The 18,507-nt window shown below is 41.0% G+C and carries 16 protein-coding genes; 9 read left to right on the plus strand and 7 right to left on the minus strand.

Translation table 11 applies throughout. The features are described 5' to 3' along the window. Positions 1 to 331: 331 nt before the first annotated feature. The 3 genes from OLD84_RS18295 to OLD84_RS18305 form a co-directional block, all read right to left on the minus strand. The gene (locus OLD84_RS18295) at positions 332 to 1,846 is read right to left on the minus strand and encodes a succinyl-CoA:acetate CoA-transferase ScpC (protein WP_209463380.1); all 1,515 of its coding nucleotides are present in this window, start codon (positions 1,844 to 1,846) and stop codon (positions 332 to 334) included. Positions 1,847 to 1,976: 130 nt separating this feature from the next. Beyond that, positions 1,977 to 2,621, minus strand: a complete 645-nt coding sequence (locus OLD84_RS18300; RefSeq protein WP_209463379.1) for a LytTR family DNA-binding domain-containing protein — start codon at positions 2,619 to 2,621, stop codon at positions 1,977 to 1,979. A 39-nt stretch (positions 2,622 to 2,660) separates the two neighbouring features. Beyond that, positions 2,661 to 3,911, minus strand: coding sequence for a winged helix-turn-helix domain-containing protein (locus OLD84_RS18305; protein ID WP_209463378.1), 1,251 nt, complete (start codon positions 3,909 to 3,911; stop codon positions 2,661 to 2,663). A gap of 163 nt (positions 3,912 to 4,074) precedes the next feature. Here OLD84_RS18305 and OLD84_RS18310 point away from each other — a divergent pair, with 163 nt between their 5' ends. The 6 genes from OLD84_RS18310 to OLD84_RS18335 all read left to right on the plus strand — a co-directional run bounded on the left by OLD84_RS18310 (position 4,075) and on the right by OLD84_RS18335 (position 12,014). Then, on the plus strand, positions 4,075 to 5,541 hold the full coding sequence (locus OLD84_RS18310) for a flavin monoamine oxidase family protein (protein ID WP_319961582.1): 1,467 nt from the start codon (positions 4,075 to 4,077) through the stop codon (positions 5,539 to 5,541). Between the two features lie 139 nt (positions 5,542 to 5,680). After that, positions 5,681 to 6,232, plus strand: a complete 552-nt coding sequence (locus OLD84_RS18315; RefSeq protein ID WP_209463377.1) for a hypothetical protein — start codon at positions 5,681 to 5,683, stop codon at positions 6,230 to 6,232. Positions 6,233 to 6,348: 116 nt separating this feature from the next. Further along, complete coding sequence (locus OLD84_RS18320) at positions 6,349 to 7,566, plus strand: DUF418 domain-containing protein (protein WP_209463376.1); 1,218 nt, start codon at positions 6,349 to 6,351, stop codon at positions 7,564 to 7,566. A gap of 406 nt (positions 7,567 to 7,972) precedes the next feature. Next, complete coding sequence (locus OLD84_RS18325) at positions 7,973 to 8,734, plus strand: transposase (RefSeq protein ID WP_209463375.1); 762 nt, start codon at positions 7,973 to 7,975, stop codon at positions 8,732 to 8,734. Between the two features lie 196 nt (positions 8,735 to 8,930). After that, on the plus strand, positions 8,931 to 10,376 hold the full coding sequence (locus OLD84_RS18330; protein WP_209463374.1) for a potassium/proton antiporter: 1,446 nt from the start codon (positions 8,931 to 8,933) through the stop codon (positions 10,374 to 10,376). Positions 10,377 to 10,541: 165 nt separating this feature from the next. Next, positions 10,542 to 12,014: a flavin monoamine oxidase family protein gene (locus OLD84_RS18335; protein ID WP_209463373.1), complete on the plus strand. Its 1,473-nt coding sequence runs from the start codon at positions 10,542 to 10,544 to the stop codon at positions 12,012 to 12,014. 53 nt (positions 12,015 to 12,067) lie between these two features. Here the strand turns inward: OLD84_RS18335 and OLD84_RS18340 are convergent, their stop codons facing one another. From OLD84_RS18340 to OLD84_RS18355, 4 genes are all read right to left on the minus strand, one after another. Then, positions 12,068 to 12,721 (minus strand): ribonuclease H family protein, encoded by a 654-nt coding sequence (locus tag OLD84_RS18340; protein ID WP_209463372.1) that lies wholly within the window; start codon positions 12,719 to 12,721, stop codon positions 12,068 to 12,070. 65 nt (positions 12,722 to 12,786) lie between these two features. Continuing rightward, positions 12,787 to 12,936 carry a small acid-soluble spore protein O gene (sspO, locus tag OLD84_RS18345; RefSeq protein WP_209463371.1) on the minus strand — a complete coding sequence of 50 codons (150 nt, stop codon included), beginning with the start codon at positions 12,934 to 12,936 and terminating at the stop codon, positions 12,787 to 12,789. A gap of 108 nt (positions 12,937 to 13,044) precedes the next feature. Next, entirely contained in the window at positions 13,045 to 14,220 is a 1,176-nt protein-coding gene (locus OLD84_RS18350; protein WP_209463370.1) for a hydroxymethylglutaryl-CoA synthase, read from the minus strand. A gap of 472 nt (positions 14,221 to 14,692) precedes the next feature. After that, positions 14,693 to 15,049 (minus strand): hypothetical protein, encoded by a 357-nt coding sequence (locus tag OLD84_RS18355; RefSeq protein WP_209463369.1) that lies wholly within the window; start codon positions 15,047 to 15,049, stop codon positions 14,693 to 14,695. 444 nt (positions 15,050 to 15,493) lie between these two features. Here OLD84_RS18355 and OLD84_RS18360 point away from each other — a divergent pair, with 444 nt between their 5' ends. The 3 genes from OLD84_RS18360 to OLD84_RS18370 all read left to right on the plus strand — a co-directional run bounded on the left by OLD84_RS18360 (position 15,494) and on the right by OLD84_RS18370 (position 18,350). After that, entirely contained in the window at positions 15,494 to 16,879 is a 1,386-nt protein-coding gene (locus OLD84_RS18360; protein ID WP_209463368.1) for a class II fumarate hydratase, read from the plus strand. Between the two features lie 140 nt (positions 16,880 to 17,019). Then, positions 17,020 to 17,808, plus strand: coding sequence for an N-acetylmuramoyl-L-alanine amidase (locus tag OLD84_RS18365; RefSeq protein ID WP_209463367.1), 789 nt, complete (start codon positions 17,020 to 17,022; stop codon positions 17,806 to 17,808). A gap of 83 nt (positions 17,809 to 17,891) precedes the next feature. Continuing rightward, positions 17,892 to 18,350: a YndM family protein gene (locus tag OLD84_RS18370; RefSeq protein ID WP_209463366.1), complete on the plus strand. Its 459-nt coding sequence runs from the start codon at positions 17,892 to 17,894 to the stop codon at positions 18,348 to 18,350. The last annotated feature ends 157 nt before the right edge of the window (positions 18,351 to 18,507 follow it).

Here is an 18,507-nt window from a genome sequence, read left to right on the forward strand (position 1 = left end):
CGCAAAGTGGCGGTTTTAGTTGAACTTCCACTGCCGCAATGAGATAAAGGAAACACGACGAACGAAGCGAGTCGATGTTGACTTTCACCACAAGGGTATAAGTGCGACTAAGCCTCTGGCAGAGCCAATCGGCAAGTCTTCTTTATCGTAGTGGAGGAGTGTGAAGTTTGATAGTTGCTGGGCGCTGGAGCTGGACGTGGCTATTCCAGTGTATAAGTTATCCACAGCTTTTAAATTCTATAGTTTCCTGGTGTACGAGTAAAAGCCGATTTCCCCTCTCCAGAAAGAAAATCGGCTCTCGTGGATCTGTCCAGGACAGCCCCTACATTATCTACTTCTGTTCTACTAGCGTTCGCATCGTTCCTTTTTCTGCAAAATTTGTATGCCAGGATAGTGCCTTTTCAAGCACATGTGGTGTCTGCCCTCCGCGTTCGAGTGCTTCTTGGTAATAGTCCCATAATTGACCGCGATAGGAAGGATGCGCACAATTTTCAATAATCATTGGCACACGCTCCCTTGGCGCAAGCCCCCGTAAATCTGCATAACCTTGCTCTGTAACTACAATATCCACATCATGTTCCGTATGGTCGATATGAGAAGCAAATGGAACGATACTTGAAATGTCCCCACCTTTTGCAATCGATTTCGTTACGAAAATAGCCAAGCGCGCATTCCGGGCAAAGTCTCCTGAACCACCAATGCCGTTCATCATTTTTGTCCCGCTCACATGCGTGGAATTCACATTTCCGTAAATATCAAACTCCAATGCGGTATTGATGGAAATCAAACCAAGCCTGCGGATAATTTCCGGATGGTTTGACATTTCCTGTGGACGCATAATCAATTTGTCACGATATTTTTCAAAATTGCTGAATACCTGATTCATTTTGTCTTCTGAAAGCGTGATCGAACAGCAGGAAGCATGCTTTACCTTTCCTGCATCGATTAAATCAAACACAGCATCCTGCAGTACCTCGGAATATACCTCCAGGTCCTTAAACTCTGACCCCACCATGCCATGGAGCACCGCGTTAGCTACAGATCCGATACCTGATTGTAATGGTGCAAGCTGCTTAGTTAATCTGCCGGAATCAATCTCACTACGCAAAAAGTCCAGCAAATGATCAGCCATTATTTTCGTTTCTTCATCTGGTGCCGTGATCGTTGACGGTGAGTCCAGCTGGTTGGTAAAAACAATCCCCTGTACTTTCTCCCAGTCAACTGAAATTCCTTTTTGACCAATTCGCTCATGCCCTCTTGTTAATGGAATTGGCGCACGATTTCCTTGCTTACCAGGGCTGTATAAGTCATGCATCCCTTCCAGTAACTCCGATTGTGCCAAATTAATTTCAACAATAATGGATTTCGCATTTTCCGCAAATGCCAGCGAGTTTCCAATGGATGTTGACGGAATAATCACGCCATCCTCTTTAATCGAAATCGCTTCCAAAATCGCGTAATCAACAGTCTCCAGTACATCTCCGCGCAGTAATTCAGCGGTATGTGATAAATGGTGATCCACAAATAAATGCCCGCCTGTATTTATTTCTTTTCTCATTGTTGCATCCGCCTGGAACGGCAACCGTTTATTGATGATACCGGCTTCTGCAAAAAGTTTATCAATATCAGATCCCATGGATGCCCCTGTATACATGTTCACTTTAAAATCTTCTCCATTATTCGCTCGCTTTACAAGAGCTGTTGGCACTGCCTTCGCATCACCTGCACGTGTAAAACCACTCAACCCCAAATTCATTCCATCATGAATCCAGGATGCTGCTTCCTCTGCTGTAACAACCCGGTCATGAAGGCGAGAATCTTTAATCCGATTATTTTTATTCTCCATGCTCATCCCTCTTTCATAATGTGTGTAACACCCATTATAAAGTAAACGCTTACTTATTTGCGTTTTTATGAGGGAAAAAGCGAATAGCTGTTTGAAACAGAAAATTTTATGTTTCAAACAGCATATCCACTCAAAAGTCCAATAGTTTTCTAAAATAACTTGAATAGGATTGACTGACGGGAATTTGGTCTCCATTATTCATTTTTAAAATAAAGGTGGAATGGGTATCTGGAAAAATGTCATCAATATGGGTAACATTGACGATAAATGAGCGGTGACAGCGGATAAACAACTCGCTTGGCAAAATGTACTCAAATTCCTGTAACGTTTTATTATGTACTCCCCAATAATCATCAGCAATTACGTTGGTTTTCCGTTCCTTTACCTCTAAATACGTTACCTGATCGAAGGGGATCGGCTTCCATCCGTCATCTGACTTTACCGTCACAACCGATTTTCCCTTCGTAAAAGCAGGATATATCGCCAGAACGCAGCCCTCCAGCTTCCCATCATAATGAAACGGCACAGCCATCCCATGATAAGGGACACCAAGTACATTGCGGTTGATGAATTCTGACACCTTTTGTTCGGTCGATAATGCTTTATATGCAAGCGTACTTTCTTTTATTGGATCTCCTGCACGAATCTTTAAGTCAATTCGCTTGCTAGGTCGGTAATAAATATATTCAATCGTATTGGTCACAGCAATCGATATCTCATCCGAAAAAAGCTCACCAATAACATCTAAGAGCGCTCCAATCGTTAGTTTCTCCATCCTAATCTCCTTTCCAGTTGTGGGGGTGGCTGTCTCGCGCTACGCTAAAGTGATATAGCGATGGGGGACAGCCCCCTCTGGCTCCATCCGTTCTATCATGATATCACTTGCATGGTGAAATGCTGCAAAAGCCTCCAGTGCTTGTCCTATGTTTTTCCGAAGGTGGGGCGTTACCTTAACCTCAGGTTCTAGCTGCAGCAAGCGAATATGCAGTCGATTGTTCTCTCTATCTAATCCAGGGTCTAGCCGGCCAATCAAACGGTCACCGGCTAGAATTGGCATGGCATAATAACCATAGCGACGTTTGACCTTTGGTGTGTATACCTCCCATTTGTAGGTGAAGTCAAAAAGATCGACTAATCGCTCCCGGCGCCAGAGTAAGTTATCCAGTGGTGGAAGAAATCGGATTGGTGCCTCGTCTGTCGAAAACGCTTGAACATTTCGTTCATGTTCTTTTAACCTATCAAGGTCTGTGGCCAATATGAAATAGGGCCGGCGAACGCCCTCCATTTCCAATGGGATAACCTTTCCTGAATCAACACGTTTCGTGATGGCCGCGCGACGTTCCTTAGCGCTTAACTTTTGCCAACCGAATCGAGCGTCCCCGGTATCAAACACACGATATGCTCGCAGGTATTTTTCTAAAAGTGCTTCACTGGATGTAGTTTCGTCCGTCATTTCAGCTTCTTCCAACAACTCCGGTGGTATGGTACGTGCTGTAAGATCAAAGAACCGCTCGCTGCCCTCTCTTCTGACGACCCGTATCTTCCCTATGTCTAGAAGCAGATTTAAGGCACGGGACGTTGCTTTGGTTTTGGGTATTTTGTTATCCCACCCACCACGAACACGCTCTGTAGAACGGAAGGCCCGGGAAGGAAGCGAACCCTCCACCTGTAATCTTTCCAGCACATCACGCACAGCAGGTTCAAGTTTATCCAGTTCCGCTTGTGACCGCGTTCGAAATCGACTTCGCGTTGCTTCAAATATCAGATAATCCTCCATTGGAATCGTACAAGCTGCATTCGCCCAATACTCAAATAATTGCCCTTGAGATAACAGCTCATTTAGCATTCCAGACTGGTAACCAGGAATTCGCGCTGCCAGCACAAGATGCTGATTACGCTCCACAGAGGCAATGGGATCAAGTTGAACACATTCCAGTTGCCGAATCATCTGTGACGTGCTTTCCAAAACAGAGCGATGTCCGGTATCATCACCAGGAGAAAGAAGGTGTTGGGTTTCCAGTAAAAAGCGACGAACAGCAAGTCGGCTTACATGGAAGGCTTTCATAGGTATCTCCACCTTATGTTAATTAGTAAGTTGTCTCTATTGTTCATTATATCGTATGGGGGCTGTTCCGCGCTACGCTAAAGTGATAAAGCGGTGAGGGGCAGGCTCCTCCATGCATATCCTACCATCTATTTTCATAATGTAAAAAAAAGGAGGTAAGCATTTGCATAGACATTCCGTATCTTCACTCACGTATCCTGATGATATGCTCGCCATTATAAGAAACGGATTAAACAGAAGCACCTCGCCGAAAAAAATAATTATTGCAGGAGCTGGCATGTCTGGACTTGTGGCCGCATCCTTATTGAAACAAGCTGGACATAGCGTCACCATCCTGGAAGGAAACAACCGCTTAGGAGGAAGAGTCTTCACCATTAGACAGCCATTCACCCAGGGAAATTATTTAGATGCAGGGGCGATGCGAATACCCGACGACCATTTCCTCGTAGCTGAATATATTCGCCGCTTCCATCTCCGCACCAATCGTTTTATCAACACTTCGCCGCATGATTTAATCTTTGTTAATAACGTACGAACCACACTTGCATCTTATGATCAGAACCCAGATATAATAGAATTCCCGGTTAAGAACTGGGAAAAAGGAAAAACAGCGACAGAACTCTTTCTCTTAGCAGTACAACCCTTTATCGACCTCTACTCAACCAGCAGCCCTGAGCAACAAGATCAATTAGAAAAACAATATGATCGTTATTCCATGCAGGATTTTTTGCGTTATAACCCGATAGGTCCTTCCTTGTCAGTGAATGCAATCAGTGAGATCAATGTGATATTTGGAATTGAAGGGCTAACGGCGCTTTCTTTCGTTGATATTTTAAAAATTATTCTCCCTATTTTTGATACGGACGCTGCATTTTATGAAGTTACAGGTGGCAATGACCAAATTCCATTAGCCTTTCTGCCAGAGCTTTATAAAGACATTTTGTATGGCGAAAAGGTGGAAAAAATTATACAAAACGAGGCAGATATACGTGTTATAACAAAAAACCAGTTCACTCAGGAGTCGCATGAATTTTCAGGAGACTTTGCTATCACCACGATTCCCTTTCCTGTATTCCAATTGATCGATGTCGTTCCCTATCATTCTATTTCCTTTAAGAAACGGCAGGCGATCCGCGAGCTTAAAAATGTATCCGCGATAAAGGTCGGAATTGAATTCAAACACCGTTTCTGGGAGAGGTTTCAGATGGGCAATAGTGTGTCAGATTTACCCATAAGAGCTACCTACATCCCTAGTCATCAGATTGGCAGTAAAGGACCGGGTGTGCTTCTGGCAAGCTATAGCTGGGGGCAAAACGCGTTGTTGTGGAATGGATTGGCGAAAGAAGACATCATTTATTATGTACTGGAGGACTTGGCAAAAATTTATGGGGATCAAGTTTACCACGAATATTTGCAAGGTGTAGTAATTAATTGGAGCCAGGATCCCTTCTCCACTGGGTGCTTCACCATGTACGCCCCGGGACAGGAAACCGACTTTGCAGACTCTATTCCCCGTCCTGAAGGAAGGCTGCATTTCGCTGGAGAGCACACATCGTCCTTTCACGGATGGATTGAAGGAGCGATTGAATCCGGAATCCGCGCGGCTTATGAGGTAAACAAGAGGACATAGTGCTCGGGACAGGGGGACAGGTTTCTTGTCCCCCTGCTATAAAATAATGGTTTAAGAAAAGGAGAATTTATATTAAAATAAGTAATATAATTCTGAAATAACTACACATAAGCAGGTAATCCAAAACGGAGGTACCTAAATGAACACACTCATTGATTTCTTATTACAATTCGGTGATTTATTTCTTATTGGAAATGCAATTATTCTTTTAACATTTTTCCTGAGCTTATTGTTCAAAAAAAGAAGTACACTCATTGTTGCGGTGGCTATAGTAGTCGTTGGAACCATCTTTATCGTTTATCAATCAAAATATACAACTTTTCAAGAGCTTGTTTCCAACCAAATTAATGAAGAAAATACGGTTCGAGACATTTCCATCACGATTAATGATCTTTCCAGCGATATACCAGAGAGAAAAGCGAGTGTAACCATAGGAGATGAGGAAATTACCGAACGTATTTTAGAGGATTTTTCAGAAGTAGAGCTCCGTGAAGACCAAGAAGCTCGTCCTATTGATAGAAAATATCGAATAAGCATTCGTACGACCAATGAGATTGAAGAAAATGTATTAAAAACAGACAGTTTCACGTTGAGCGTGAACGATAATTACATCGATGACTATGAAATAATTAGTGAGACTGATCATTTAAAAACAATTGAATCCCTTGTTGAAAGTGAGGAAGCCGATTAGGAGATCGGGACAGGGGGACAGGTTCCTTGTCCCCCTTTCATAAATCCGACTCGACTGGCAATCCAAGATAGGTTATACTACAATTGGAAAATTATGCTGTTAAGGTGGGAACTGTTATGCGACCAAATACGATTGCACCGCATGAACGCATTCATTCGCTTGATATAATACGGGGGTTAGCCTTATTTGGCATTCTGTTGGCCAATATGGTTGCGTTTAAAACACTTACTTTTACGGATATAGAAGTTTTCCTTAATGGAGCCACGCTACCCGAGAGCACCTTAAATGCAGGTGTTACCTTATTCACAGAGTTTTTTATCGTGGGAAAGTTCTATCCCATGTTTTCATTGCTATTTGGTCTTGGTTTCTATATTTTCTACCAACGATTAGAAGCTCAAGCGTTTTCCCCTAGAGCGGTTTTCTATAGAAGATTAGTCTTTCTGCTCGTGCTCGGACTTTTTCATCTCTTTTTTATTTGGAGTGGCGATATTTTGCATGTGTATGCGATCACCGGTTTCTTATTACCATTCTTCTTTCATCGTGCTGGAAAAACGATTGTTTTTTGGATTGTCGGGCTATTGCTAGTCACCTCACTAGTGACAGGAGCCTTTATAATGCTTAGCGGCTTTGGCCTGCAATACAGCATGGATGAAGGGATGATGAGTGCAGCCGAAATGAAACAAGAGACGGAGGCTGGCTCGGCAATCATGCGTAGTGGTAGCCTGGGTGAAATCCTGTCGTTCCGGATTACAAACGAGGCTTTGCCAGTCCTCATGCAGGTTTTGTTTGTTGTCCCTTCCATTTTGCCGCTTTTTCTGATCGGTTTATATATGGGTAAGAATCAAATGTTTCATGACGTTGAAAAAAATTTAAAGAAATGGAAGGTTCTGTGCCTAGTCGGCCTCATCGTCGGCATTCCTTTGACATTTCTCGGAGTAGCTATTTCCTATCATGGGCTTGGCCTGCCTGCTTATCTGACGCAAGGAATCTATCAAGGTATCAACATGGTTTCGGGGCCATTTCTGATGCTGTTCTATGTATCGGCAGTAGTCCTACTTTTGCGCAATGGGAAAATACAACAACTGTTCATGCCCTTTGCTTCAGTAGGTCGGATGGCGCTGACCAATTATTTACTTCAGTCCCTCATCGCTGTTGGCATATTCTATGGCTATGGAGCAGGTCTTTTTGGCCAAGTATCTAGCAGCGTAGCTTTTCTCATCGCTCTCGTTATCTATATTCTTCAAGTCTTTGTAAGCCATTTTTATTTAAAGCGATTTAAACAAGGGCCGATGGAGAGCTTGTGGCGTAATTGGACGTATGCCAAGGGGGCGTAGGGACAGGAACCTCGTCCCCCTTGTTCATAAATGAATAATGTGAATACCGAAATAGGGTTTGAATTAGCCAGTTTTATTAAGGTTTATAAACCTAATTTGGATTTAATGGCAGGGAGCCATTTTGTTATTGATTAGAAACACTCTATCCATTTAGGTGCTGGGACAGGGAACCTGTCCCTATGTCCCCCTGTATGTAAAATACTATAAAATTAACTTTCACCCCGCTGGTTGCAATGAGACTTTCCAATTTCATGATAATAAGGCAAATGAATTTACATTTTCAATATAGGGAGCATCTAAAAAATCCATTTTAGTGTGAATGGGTGTTCTTGACCTTTAAATCTAAATAGCTTATCTTGTAATTGTTAGAAAGGTGTGAAAATATTGGTTTTGAGGTGATTCATATATGCCAAGAAAAGCAAGAAGGGCTAGCCGTAATGGAATCTATCATATTATGTTGAGAGGAGTAAATAGACAAACTATATTTGAAGATGATGAAGACAGATTAAGGCTTTTAGAAACGATAAAAAGGTTTAAAAATATAAGTAAAATTAAGATTTATTCATACTGTTTAATGGATAATCATGTTCACTTATTGATAAAAGAGACTGAAGAGACAGTGTCAAAGGCTATTCAAAGGATTAGCTCAAGTTATGTATATTGGTACAACAACAAGTATGAGCGTTCTGGGCATTTATTTCAGGATAGATTTAAAAGTGAAAATGTAGAGACTATCTCTTACTTTTTAACCGTTTTACGCTATATACACCATAACCCCCTAAAAGCCGGTCTAGAGAACAGTGTATTCGACTGTAAATGGACAAGCATGAATGAGTATTTAGATCCTACAAACGTAGTTGATATTGATTTTGCGCTCCAATTATTTTCCTCAAACAGAAGCAAAGCCATCCAACTATTCACCGATTATATGCAAGAGTCTAATGATGATCAATGTTTAGATGATCACTTAAAAGTGAAAACATCAGATAGTGAAGTAAGAAGTCATTTGGTTGCATTGGGGATTCCAAATAATAGTATATTGCAGCAGATGGAAAAGAAAAACAGAGATGAAATTATTTCCAAACTAAAAGGAATGAATGGTGTATCTGTTAGACAATTATCAAGAATAATAGGAATATCGAAAAGTGTTATCGATCGCGTTCGCTAAATTTACAGGGAACAACCCAGTCTTTCAGTTTACCTGGGACAAGGTACCTGTCCCTATGTCCCTCATAGGAATATCGAAAAGTGTTATCGATCGCGTTCGCTAAATTTACAGGGAATAGCCCAGTCTTTCAGTTTACCTGGGACAAGGTGCCTGTCCCTATGTCCCACTAAATGTTTTTCGGGAAGGATTGTTGATTTTGAATATAGATATTGAGACCCTAATATTTTTACTTGCATTCATGTTGCTCATTGGCGTATTTGCCACGAAATTCTCTTCTCGACTTGGTTTGCCTGCACTTGTATTATTCCTGTTAGCGGGCATGTTGCTTAATAACTTTCTATACTTTGATAATGTTGAGCTTACCCAATTCATCGGAATCATGGCGTTGATTATTATTCTATTTGACGGGGGTTCACAGACGGAATGGAAGAGTATTCGCCCCGTTCTTGGAGCAGCAGGTACTTTAGCTACATTAGGAGTCTTGATCACCTCTGCCGTAACTGGGTTAGCTGCCGTATACATCCTGGACTTCAGCCTATTAGAAGGGATGCTTCTGGGTGCTATCGTTGGCTCAACAGATGCTGCAGCTGTGTTTGCCGTTTTAGGTAATAAAAACTTTAAGAAACGGTTAACTGCTACTTTGGAAGCAGAATCCGGTTCCAATGACCCAATGGCTGTCTTTTTAACGGTTGCCTTAATTGAGTTGATTCAAATACCAGATGCTTCTATTTGGTCCACTGTCGGCAGTTTCTTTATTCAAATGGGACTAGGACTTGCGCTTGGGTTACTACTTGGAAAAGTTACCGTACTGATAATTAATCATATTAAACTCGACACATACGGTTTATATCCGGTTTTTGCTATGGGTTTTGCCATTCTCACCTACGCTTTAACCGACTTTCTAGGTGGTAGCGGACTCCTAGCAGTCTATGTAATGGCTGTCTTTGTGGGGAATAGTGACTTAACATACCGATTCTCAATTTTACGTTTCAATGAAGGTTTTGCCTGGATGATGCAAATCGTTATGTTTACCTTAATGGGGTTGCTCGTCTTCCCTAGCCAAATACTTGACGTCTTCTGGCAGGGCATCCTCCTAGCCGTCATCTTAATGTTTATCGCACGTCCCATCGCTGTCTTTATTAGCATGGCATTCATGAAGTATACCTTTAATCAAAAGGTGTTTATTTCCTGGGCAGGGCTTAAGGGCGCTGTACCGATCGTGTTATCCATATACCCTGTTATGGCAGGTGTGGAAAATAGTGGCGTCATTTTTAATGCGGTCTTTTTCGTTGTCTTGATTTCCGCCTTGACACAAGGTAGTACACTATCATGGCTTGCAACCAAGTTAGGATTAACAGACAACGATGACAAGGATGCAAATACGAGTATGGAGTTAATTAACCTAGGAGAAACAGATTCAGAAATTATGCAGGTGAAAATAACGAAGCAATCACCAGCTATTGGCACTTCCTTGACCGACCTAAAATTACCCGATAATACATTGATTATCGGCATTACTAGGGAAAGAAAGTTAATAACACCAACTGGAAATTCTGTCATAGAAAATGGGGATACCTTGTATGTACTAAGTGACAAAGAAGACAGAAAGAAGGCGAAAGAAGTGCTAGTGAAAAGCAGGTAAAAAGAGAGACGAAGACGATAACAATTAAGCCAGCTAACAGCCCAGGGTCTCCGTTCACCTGAGACAAGGAACCTGTCCCTATGTCCCATTCCGGTTGATTTCTGGGTAGATAGTCGTAACATATCATGCCTCAACACCTCATATTATAACAAGGGAGGTGGAGATATGAATAGTTATTCAGCGAGCGCTTCCTCGCTTGCTTATCCTGATGATATGCTCCCTATTATAAAAAATGGGTTAAGACAAAGCAGTTCTTTGAAAAAAGTAATTATTGTAGGGGCTGGAATGGCTGGGTTAGTGGCAGCATCTTTATTGAAACAAGCTGGACATAACGTTACGATTCTTGAAGGAAACAATCGCATTGGCGGAAGAATTCTCACAATAAGACAACCATTTTTCCAAGGGAATTACTTAGACGTAGGAGCCATGCGATTACCAGATAATCATGTTCTCCTATCCGAATACATTCGTCATTTTAAACTGCGTACAAATCCATTTATTCAACCCTCGCCAAATGATTTAACATTTGCTAACAACAAGCTGACCACCCGTTCAACTTATGAGCAGAATCCTGATATATTGGGATTTCCATTACAGGGATGGGAGAAAGGAAAAACAGCGGCTGAACTTTTCTTCCTAGCAGTCCAACCCTATATCGATCTATATTCCACTAGCACACCCAAGCAACAAGCAGAATTAAGAAAAAAATATGATCATTATTCCATACGAAACTTTTTACGACATAACCCACTAGGACCATCCTTATCCGCAAACGCCATCCGTAAAATTAATGTACTATTTGGTATTAGCGGAATAACAGAGCATTCTTTTGTTGATGCCTTAACCGTTATTCTCCCGATTATTACGCAAGAGACATTTTATGAACTTAGCGGTGGGAATGACTCCCTCCCTTTCTCTTTCTTGCCAGCGCTTTATAACGACATTTTATACGGGCAAAAGGTAGAAAAAATAATACAAAAAGAAAAAGAGGTAAGTCTTATAACAAAAGATCGGGTAACTGGAGATTTACATGAATTTTCAGGTGATTTTTCCGTGATCACTGTTCCCTTCTCCTTATTTAAGTTCATCGACGTCGTTCCTCATCACTCTATTTCTTCTAAGAAATGGCGAGCCATTCGAGAACTCAACTATGTTCCAGCTGTAAAAATTGGAATAGAATTCAAACATCGTTTTTGGGAGTACGATCAAGTAGGTAATAGCACGTCAGACCTTCCGATACAGTTTTCGATTACGCCTAGTCCAACGAATGGAAGTCACGAATCAGGCGTACTTCTTGCCAGCTATAGTTGGGGGCAGGATGCTATGTTATGGAATAGTTTAGCGAAGGAAGACATTATTCGTTATGTTCTTAAAGACCTAGCAAATGTATATGGGAAGCAGGTTTACGATGAATACTTACAGGCGGTATCATTCAATTGGAGCCAAAACCCTTTCTCTGCGGGGTGCTTTACCTTGTACACCCCTGGTCAGGAGACTGCTTTTGGCGACAGCATTCCACGGCCTGAAGGGAGGCTACACTTCGCAGGTGAACACGCTTCTTCCTTTCATGGGTGGGTCGAAGGAGCTATTGAATCTGGCATCCGTGCAGCTTATGACGTGAATACGATACGGGAATAATCGCCCGTGCACTTCCCGAGGACTTCCACCATTATCCGTAATAAGTATTCGCTCTATTGTTCCTTCGTACTTATGATTTCAATTCCATTTAAGGATTGGGAAGCTAATTGATCGGCTTCCTGATTGTTTTTTCGTGGAATTCGTTTGTATGTTGGGTTGATTCCTAATCGGTCTAGTTTACGTTCAATTCGTTCTATCCATTTCAGTAAACTGTCTTCATAACACACCCATTCCTCGTCCAATTGATTGATAACAACCTTAGAGTCACCAGCAAATGTGACGGCTATATGATGAACGCCTAAGCATTCTAATTCTTGTACACCGAGATGAATGGCAGCATATTCTGCTTCGTTATTGTTGTCCATCTCCTCGATTAATGCATTTCTACGCAGTCGAAAAGATTTGTTATTTTGTTCATAATAAATCACACAACCTAATCCAGATTTCTTTGTTTTTGGATCAAAACCACCATCAAAATAAACCATCACGTTATGAGGTTCTGTTTGAATTTCCTCCATCATTTTCTTAAGTTCCTTCAACGTCCATGTATTTCCATAGCTATCGATAAAGGCGACATGTTTCGTTCGCCCTGTCTTATTTAAATCGTCAGCTATCACGATTGCTTCTTCTGCAGCCATTACGTCTGAGCTAAATGTTGTGCCTAATCCTTTGGGTGTCTGATACATGAACTCTATTCTGACTTCCATCTTTCTACCACCCTTACTTAAATTGTATGAGGGGGGAATGATATCAAGTCACTCCCCCTACACGATCACTGTCGTTTTTTCGTTTTCTTGTTATTTAATTTTTCATTTTCTGTTAGAGGTTCATTTGCCATCTCATGATCAAAATCCTTCGGTAATTTCTTTCTAACAGCTTGTTCATCGCTAACGCCATTATCATTTTTCCTTCTTTTTCCCATATAAAAACACCTCCACTCGTTTAGGTTGGCTAGAATAGGTGGTTTATATGTATCGGCCGAGACGTAAAAGCGCTGAGAAGACACCTCTTCCCAGCGCTCATCAAACGCTTATTTATTTCGTTTATTCACATATTGACGCTGGTCAGCTGTTATTCCTGCTAAACAAATTGTCGCTGGATCGTTGTCAATATCCAGTTCCATGGTTGATCCATCCATTGGCAACGTATCTTCATAAGTCTCTTCATATTCGGAAACCGATACTGCTGTTCGAGATTGGAATAGTTCCGTATGGTTATCGACGTATAAATGATCCCTATAATTTGGTTGCAGAATACCTGTAAAGAATTCCCCTACGGCTCCAGAACCATAGCTGAATAAACCGATTCTTGAACCAGCTTTTAAATCTTCTTTGTTCTCAAGCAGGGACAGTACGCTTAAATACAAGGAACCAGTATAAATATTTCCAACAATTCTGTTATACTTGGCGCTAAATGTATAGTTTTCTTCTAGACGCTCTTTGTCATTATCTGAACCTTCATCCCAAATCGTTCGTAAGGCTTTGAGCCCCATTTTTGTATATGGTAAATGGTAACAAATGGCATCAAAATCTTTTAGCCCCAGACCTGACTTCTCTTTGAATTGGCCCCATACTTTTGAAAAGAATGCAATGTACTGTTCATTTGATAATTTTCCGTCAACAAACGCTTTATCCGAATAGACTGGACGCCAAAAGTCCATAATATCAGAGGTGAAATAGGCACTTTTATCTTCCAACGCCATAATAGTAGGATCTGCACTCATCAATAATGCAACCGCTCCTGCTCCTTGCGTTGCTTCCCCCGAGGTATTCAAGCCATATCTCGCAATATCCGAACCTAATACCAATACCTTACTTTCTGGATTCAATGCAATATGACCTTTTGCCATTTGAATACCTGCAGTGGCTCCATAACAAGCCTGCTTCACCTCAATGGTCCGAGCTTGTGGGTTCAATCCTAATAATTCGTGGACATAAACCCCTGCAGATTTAGAACTATCGACGCCTGTCTCTGTTCCAAAAATAACAAAGTCAATCTTGTCCTTATCTTCTTCATCTAAAATCTCCAATGCTGCATTCGCTGCTAGCGTAACGGAATCCTGTGTGATTGGAGCAATCGCCATCTTTTCCTGACCAATACCGACCGTGAATTTTCCAGGGTCTATATCTCTTGCTACAGCTAATTCGTTCATATCAACATATAGATGTGGTGTATAAAATCCTATCTTATCAATTCCAATTTTCAACGTTATTCCTCTTTTCTCACCATATATTTTACATATGCACAGCGAATTCATTCCTTAGAAAACTTGGCTTTTGTTAAAGGGATTCTTAAAAAGCGTTCTTCGCTTTGTTAGAATCTCTTATGCTTTGGAGTGCAAGCCTTTATGGCACAGGCCTTAATTGCACTTATGCAGTTAAGAAAGTAGTTATACTTTCTTAACTGCCAAACAATACATAACTGTTTCTCACTAGGTAAAATATTGCACAAAAATACACTCAATACTATAAATGATAATATAATCTTACACTAAAAACAATTAAGAGAAAGCAAAAGTGGTTTGTTTTTAGGATATTAGAAAACTTGGCTTATCGCCAAGCTTTTGACGTTAGCCTTAGTTGCAATAGGAAACCAACAGAAGCTCCTGGGTTAATTAACTTTGACAAATAAGAAACAAGCATCTGCTTTTTAGTAGATGCTTGTTTCTTTTAACCAATTCAGTCTTCATTTTGACTTAACTGTTTTCTGAGCTGCTTGTTTTCCTCTTCTAACCTGTCCATGTACGCACGCTGCTCGTTTGCCTTGAGGGCGTCCTCAGCCCCAACTTTAGTTATAAATCCATAGATGAGAAAAACAAGCGGAAGCCACGTAAGAACACTCCATTCAAAGAAAAAAGAAAAAGGAAACACAATAATAGCAAGTATATAATAAACCTTAGACTGACCAATATCGATGGACCAAACGTCTGTATAAGCGTTTCGTTTGTACGCCAAAATGTAAAAAATATGTTTAACAATAGCGATGAACAAAATAATATAAGTACTTAAAACAACGAAATGAACCACTGTAGACAACCAATGTTTCAGCCCCAAACCGTTTTATTCGTTTGATGCCTTACATCCTAAGAAAGAGAAGTTGAATGAATAAAAACAAATAGGTCCGCTCTTTTTTTAATTTCTTTCTATAATCCGTTCACGCTTGCATTTTCTACAGTAATTGGAAGGAATTCGATAGGGGAAGAGGTCCAAGGATGAAGTTGGTTTAATGAGAATGGTGCGTCCAAATTTTGCCCCAAAGGATATGGCGAGCACTAAAGGTATCAGCTAAAAAGATTCGCCCCGTACAAAAAGAAGTGCTATCTTACTCGATTATAAGTGGCTTGAAAGAACAAAGAAATTGCAACCTTCCTAGATACTGCCATAGATGCTGCCAAATAAAGGTTCTTATACAAAAGCCCGCAATGGACAATATAAAGAAAATACGACGCGTCTACTATTTTTCAAGAGGAGAGATATAAAATGAACTCTGCTACGCAATATCGTACCGAAAAAGATCCAATGGGACGAATTTTAGTTCCTAAGACAGCTTATTATGGGCCTCAAACGCAGCGTGCTGTAGAAAATTTCCAGATTAGTGGGTTGCGCCTACCACGATCGTTTATTAAAGCACAGGGGATAATAAAGGCTTCCGCTGCAACCGCCAACATGAATCTCGGAATGCTCGAGCGTGATATAGGACAAGCCATTGTACAAGCTTCTGAGGAAGTCATAGAAGGAAAATGGGATAATCATTTTGTAGTTGATGTGTATCAAGCCGGAGCAGGAACATCACAGAACATGAATGCCAATGAGGTCATAGCAAATCGAGCGTCCGAAATTTTAACTGGTTCATTAGAATCTTATAAAGTACATGCTAACGACCATGTAAATATGGCGCAATCAACCAATGATACCTTTCCTGCCGCTATTCATATCGCAGCTTTGGAAAACATGGAGCACAGACTTCTTCCAGCTATCTCCAACTTACAAAAAGAACTAGAAAGAAAGTCAGAAGCGTTTATGCCTATTTTGAAAAGTGGCCGAACCCACTTACACGATGCTGTTCCAATCCGATTGGGACAAGAATTCGCAGGGTATGCGCAAACAATAGAATCTGTATATCATCAGATCGAAGCAACCCTTGATCCATTTTATGAAATTGGTTTAGGTGGAAATGCAATTGGTACGATTATCAACACGCATCCTGATTATCCACAAACAGTGATTGCAGAAATTGCAAATCGCACAAATTTCCCTTTCCGCCAACCAGCAAGCATGTTCAGCTATATGCAAAACAGAAATGCTCCGATTCGTTCCATACTAGCATTAAAAGAACTTGCCGTTCATTTAATAAAAATCACAAGTGACTTGCGTTTGCTGGCCTCAGGCCCCAGAACAGGAATTACAGAAATCTCACTACCGAATGCTCAACCTGGCTCAACGATTATGCCTGGTAAAGTAAATCCAGCTATCTTAGAGATGACGCATATGGTATGTTGCCAAATCATTGGGTACGAAGAAGCAATAGCTACAGCAGGAATGGCTAGCCAATTGGAAATTAATGTGATGTCTCCAGTAATCGCTCATACCTTGCTGGAATCAATTGAAATCCTATCCAACGCTATCCCGACGCTTACCACAAAATGCGTCAGCGGCATAGAGGCAAACGAAGTAATCTGCAAGGATTGGATGGAATCAAGTCTGTCTGTGGTCACGGGCTTAAGTCCACTTTTTGGATACGATTTAGCTTCAGACATTGGCGGAGCAGCAGACGATAAAGATATAACCATAGAACAAGAGCTTGAAGAAAGAGGGTTACTAACAGAAGATGTGAGAAATCTAATTGACCCTAGAGGAATGGTTTAATACGGATTAACCTCCATGAAATAACACCCCCAGAATTTTGTTTTGTTTCGATTGTAGTTGTAAGGAAAGGTGACAGTTTGTAAGGATTCTTTCACCTGACTTTTATCGCAATAGAAACCAAAACATGGAGGGAATAATGTATGAAACTTTATTTAGATCCAGGGCACGGCGGCACAGACCCAGGGGGACAAGGTAATGGAATGAAGGAAAAAGATATTGTTTTGGATATCGCACGTCGAATACGCAAGCTTTTGAATCAAGATTATGAAAACGTTGAAATTAGGATGAGTCGTACAGATGACAGCAGTAAATCCTTATCTCAACGGACAGACGAGGCTAACTCTTGGGGTGCGGATTATTTTTTATCTATTCATTGTAATGCTTTCAATGGTTCTGCTCAAGGATATGAGGACTATATCCACAGCAGCTTGTCCGATTCCTCTCAGACTGCTGATTTTCAGGCTATTATGCACAATGAAATCACAGAAATAAATCAATTGAGCAACCGAGGAAAGAAAAAGGCAAATTTTCATGTTCTACGCGAAACTTCCATGTCGGCACTTTTAACAGAAAATGGATTTATTGATAACGAGAATGATGCTGCATTATTGATGAATCCGTCATGGCGTCAGGAAGTAGCTAAGGGGCATGTATTTGGTTTGGCAAGCGCTTTTAACCTAGAGCGTAATTCGGATGATTCTCCCGCAATTTTCAAGGTGATTGCTGGTTCTTTTAAATCAAAAGATAACGCAGAAAACCGCGTATATTTCCTGCAAACGAAAGACATCGATGCATTTGTACATGCTGCTTCTCGTGAGCAATGGTATCGTGTTCAAGCAGGAGCATTCTCAACACTTGAAAATGCAAAAAGACATGTCACGACACTTCAAAACATCGGGATAGAAGACGCTTATGTTAGCACGGATTAATACGATTTTCCTCTGAATAGTTACAGAATAGATGTATACGGATAGAGATTCTGTAAATTATAAACCTAAAGGAGGAGTATTAATTGAATCATTTTAGATTATTCGCCGTTAAGTTTATTGGATCCTTGCTCTTATTGTATCTAATACTCAGTTTTGGTTACGGCGTGACCTTTGGTAGCGTCTTTCTCATCACATTAGTACTAAGTCTCAGTTATATTGGTGATGCCTTTCTATTGCCTCGATTAAATAATACGCTTGGAACCATTGGCGATTTTGTATTTGCCTTTCTGGTCATTTATTTTATGGGTGTCGGGCTCACAACTGGAATGGAATGGTTTACGGCTTCATTAATTGCTGCGATTGGAATAGGCGTATTTGAATATTTCTTTCATAAATATGTTCAAAACGAATTCGATGATGCGCATAAAAATGAAAGAACACCAAATCGTAACCTTGAAGCACAAACAGAAGCTTCTAAAGAGACACACCCTTTTAACTCCGAGTATCTAGATGTAGACCCAGAAGATTTCGACAGAAGGTAAGAACAAAAGCGCAAGCGCCCGTTTAGCAACGTACGGACTGCGCCCGCGCATCGCGGGTGGTTCAACGTTGCCACGCAAAGTGGCGGTTTTAGTTGAACTTCCACTCCGCAATGAGATTAGATGAACTTGACTTATCGCCAGTAGTGGCGAAAGTCAA

The sequence above is a fragment of the Virgibacillus natechei genome, from assembly GCF_026013645.1.
GTDB lineage: Bacteria > Bacillota > Bacilli > Bacillales > Amphibacillaceae > Virgibacillus_L > Virgibacillus_L natechei.

Excerpts from the sequence above, each read along its gene's own strand:
- OLD84_RS18360 (WP_209463368.1), top strand. The coding sequence starts at position 15,494 with ATGAACTCTGCTACGCAATATCGTACCGAAAAAGATCCAATGGGACGA.
- OLD84_RS18325 (WP_209463375.1), top strand. The coding sequence starts at position 7,973 with ATGCCAAGAAAAGCAAGAAGGGCTAGCCGTAATGGAATCTATCATATT.
- OLD84_RS18300 (WP_209463379.1), bottom strand. The coding sequence starts at position 2,621 with ATGGAGAAACTAACGATTGGAGCGCTCTTAGATGTTATTGGTGAGCTT.
- OLD84_RS18320 (WP_209463376.1), top strand. The coding sequence starts at position 6,349 with ATGCGACCAAATACGATTGCACCGCATGAACGCATTCATTCGCTTGAT.
- sspO (WP_209463371.1), bottom strand. The coding sequence starts at position 12,936 with ATGGGAAAAAGAAGGAAAAATGATAATGGCGTTAGCGATGAACAAGCT.
- OLD84_RS18315 (WP_209463377.1), top strand. The coding sequence starts at position 5,681 with ATGAACACACTCATTGATTTCTTATTACAATTCGGTGATTTATTTCTT.
- OLD84_RS18335 (WP_209463373.1), top strand. The coding sequence starts at position 10,542 with ATGAATAGTTATTCAGCGAGCGCTTCCTCGCTTGCTTATCCTGATGAT.
- OLD84_RS18340 (WP_209463372.1), bottom strand. The coding sequence starts at position 12,721 with ATGGAAGTCAGAATAGAGTTCATGTATCAGACACCCAAAGGATTAGGC.
- OLD84_RS18295 (WP_209463380.1), bottom strand. The coding sequence starts at position 1,846 with ATGGAGAATAAAAATAATCGGATTAAAGATTCTCGCCTTCATGACCGG.
- OLD84_RS18305 (WP_209463378.1), bottom strand. The coding sequence starts at position 3,911 with ATGAAAGCCTTCCATGTAAGCCGACTTGCTGTTCGTCGCTTTTTACTG.
- OLD84_RS18365 (WP_209463367.1), top strand. The coding sequence starts at position 17,020 with ATGAAACTTTATTTAGATCCAGGGCACGGCGGCACAGACCCAGGGGGA.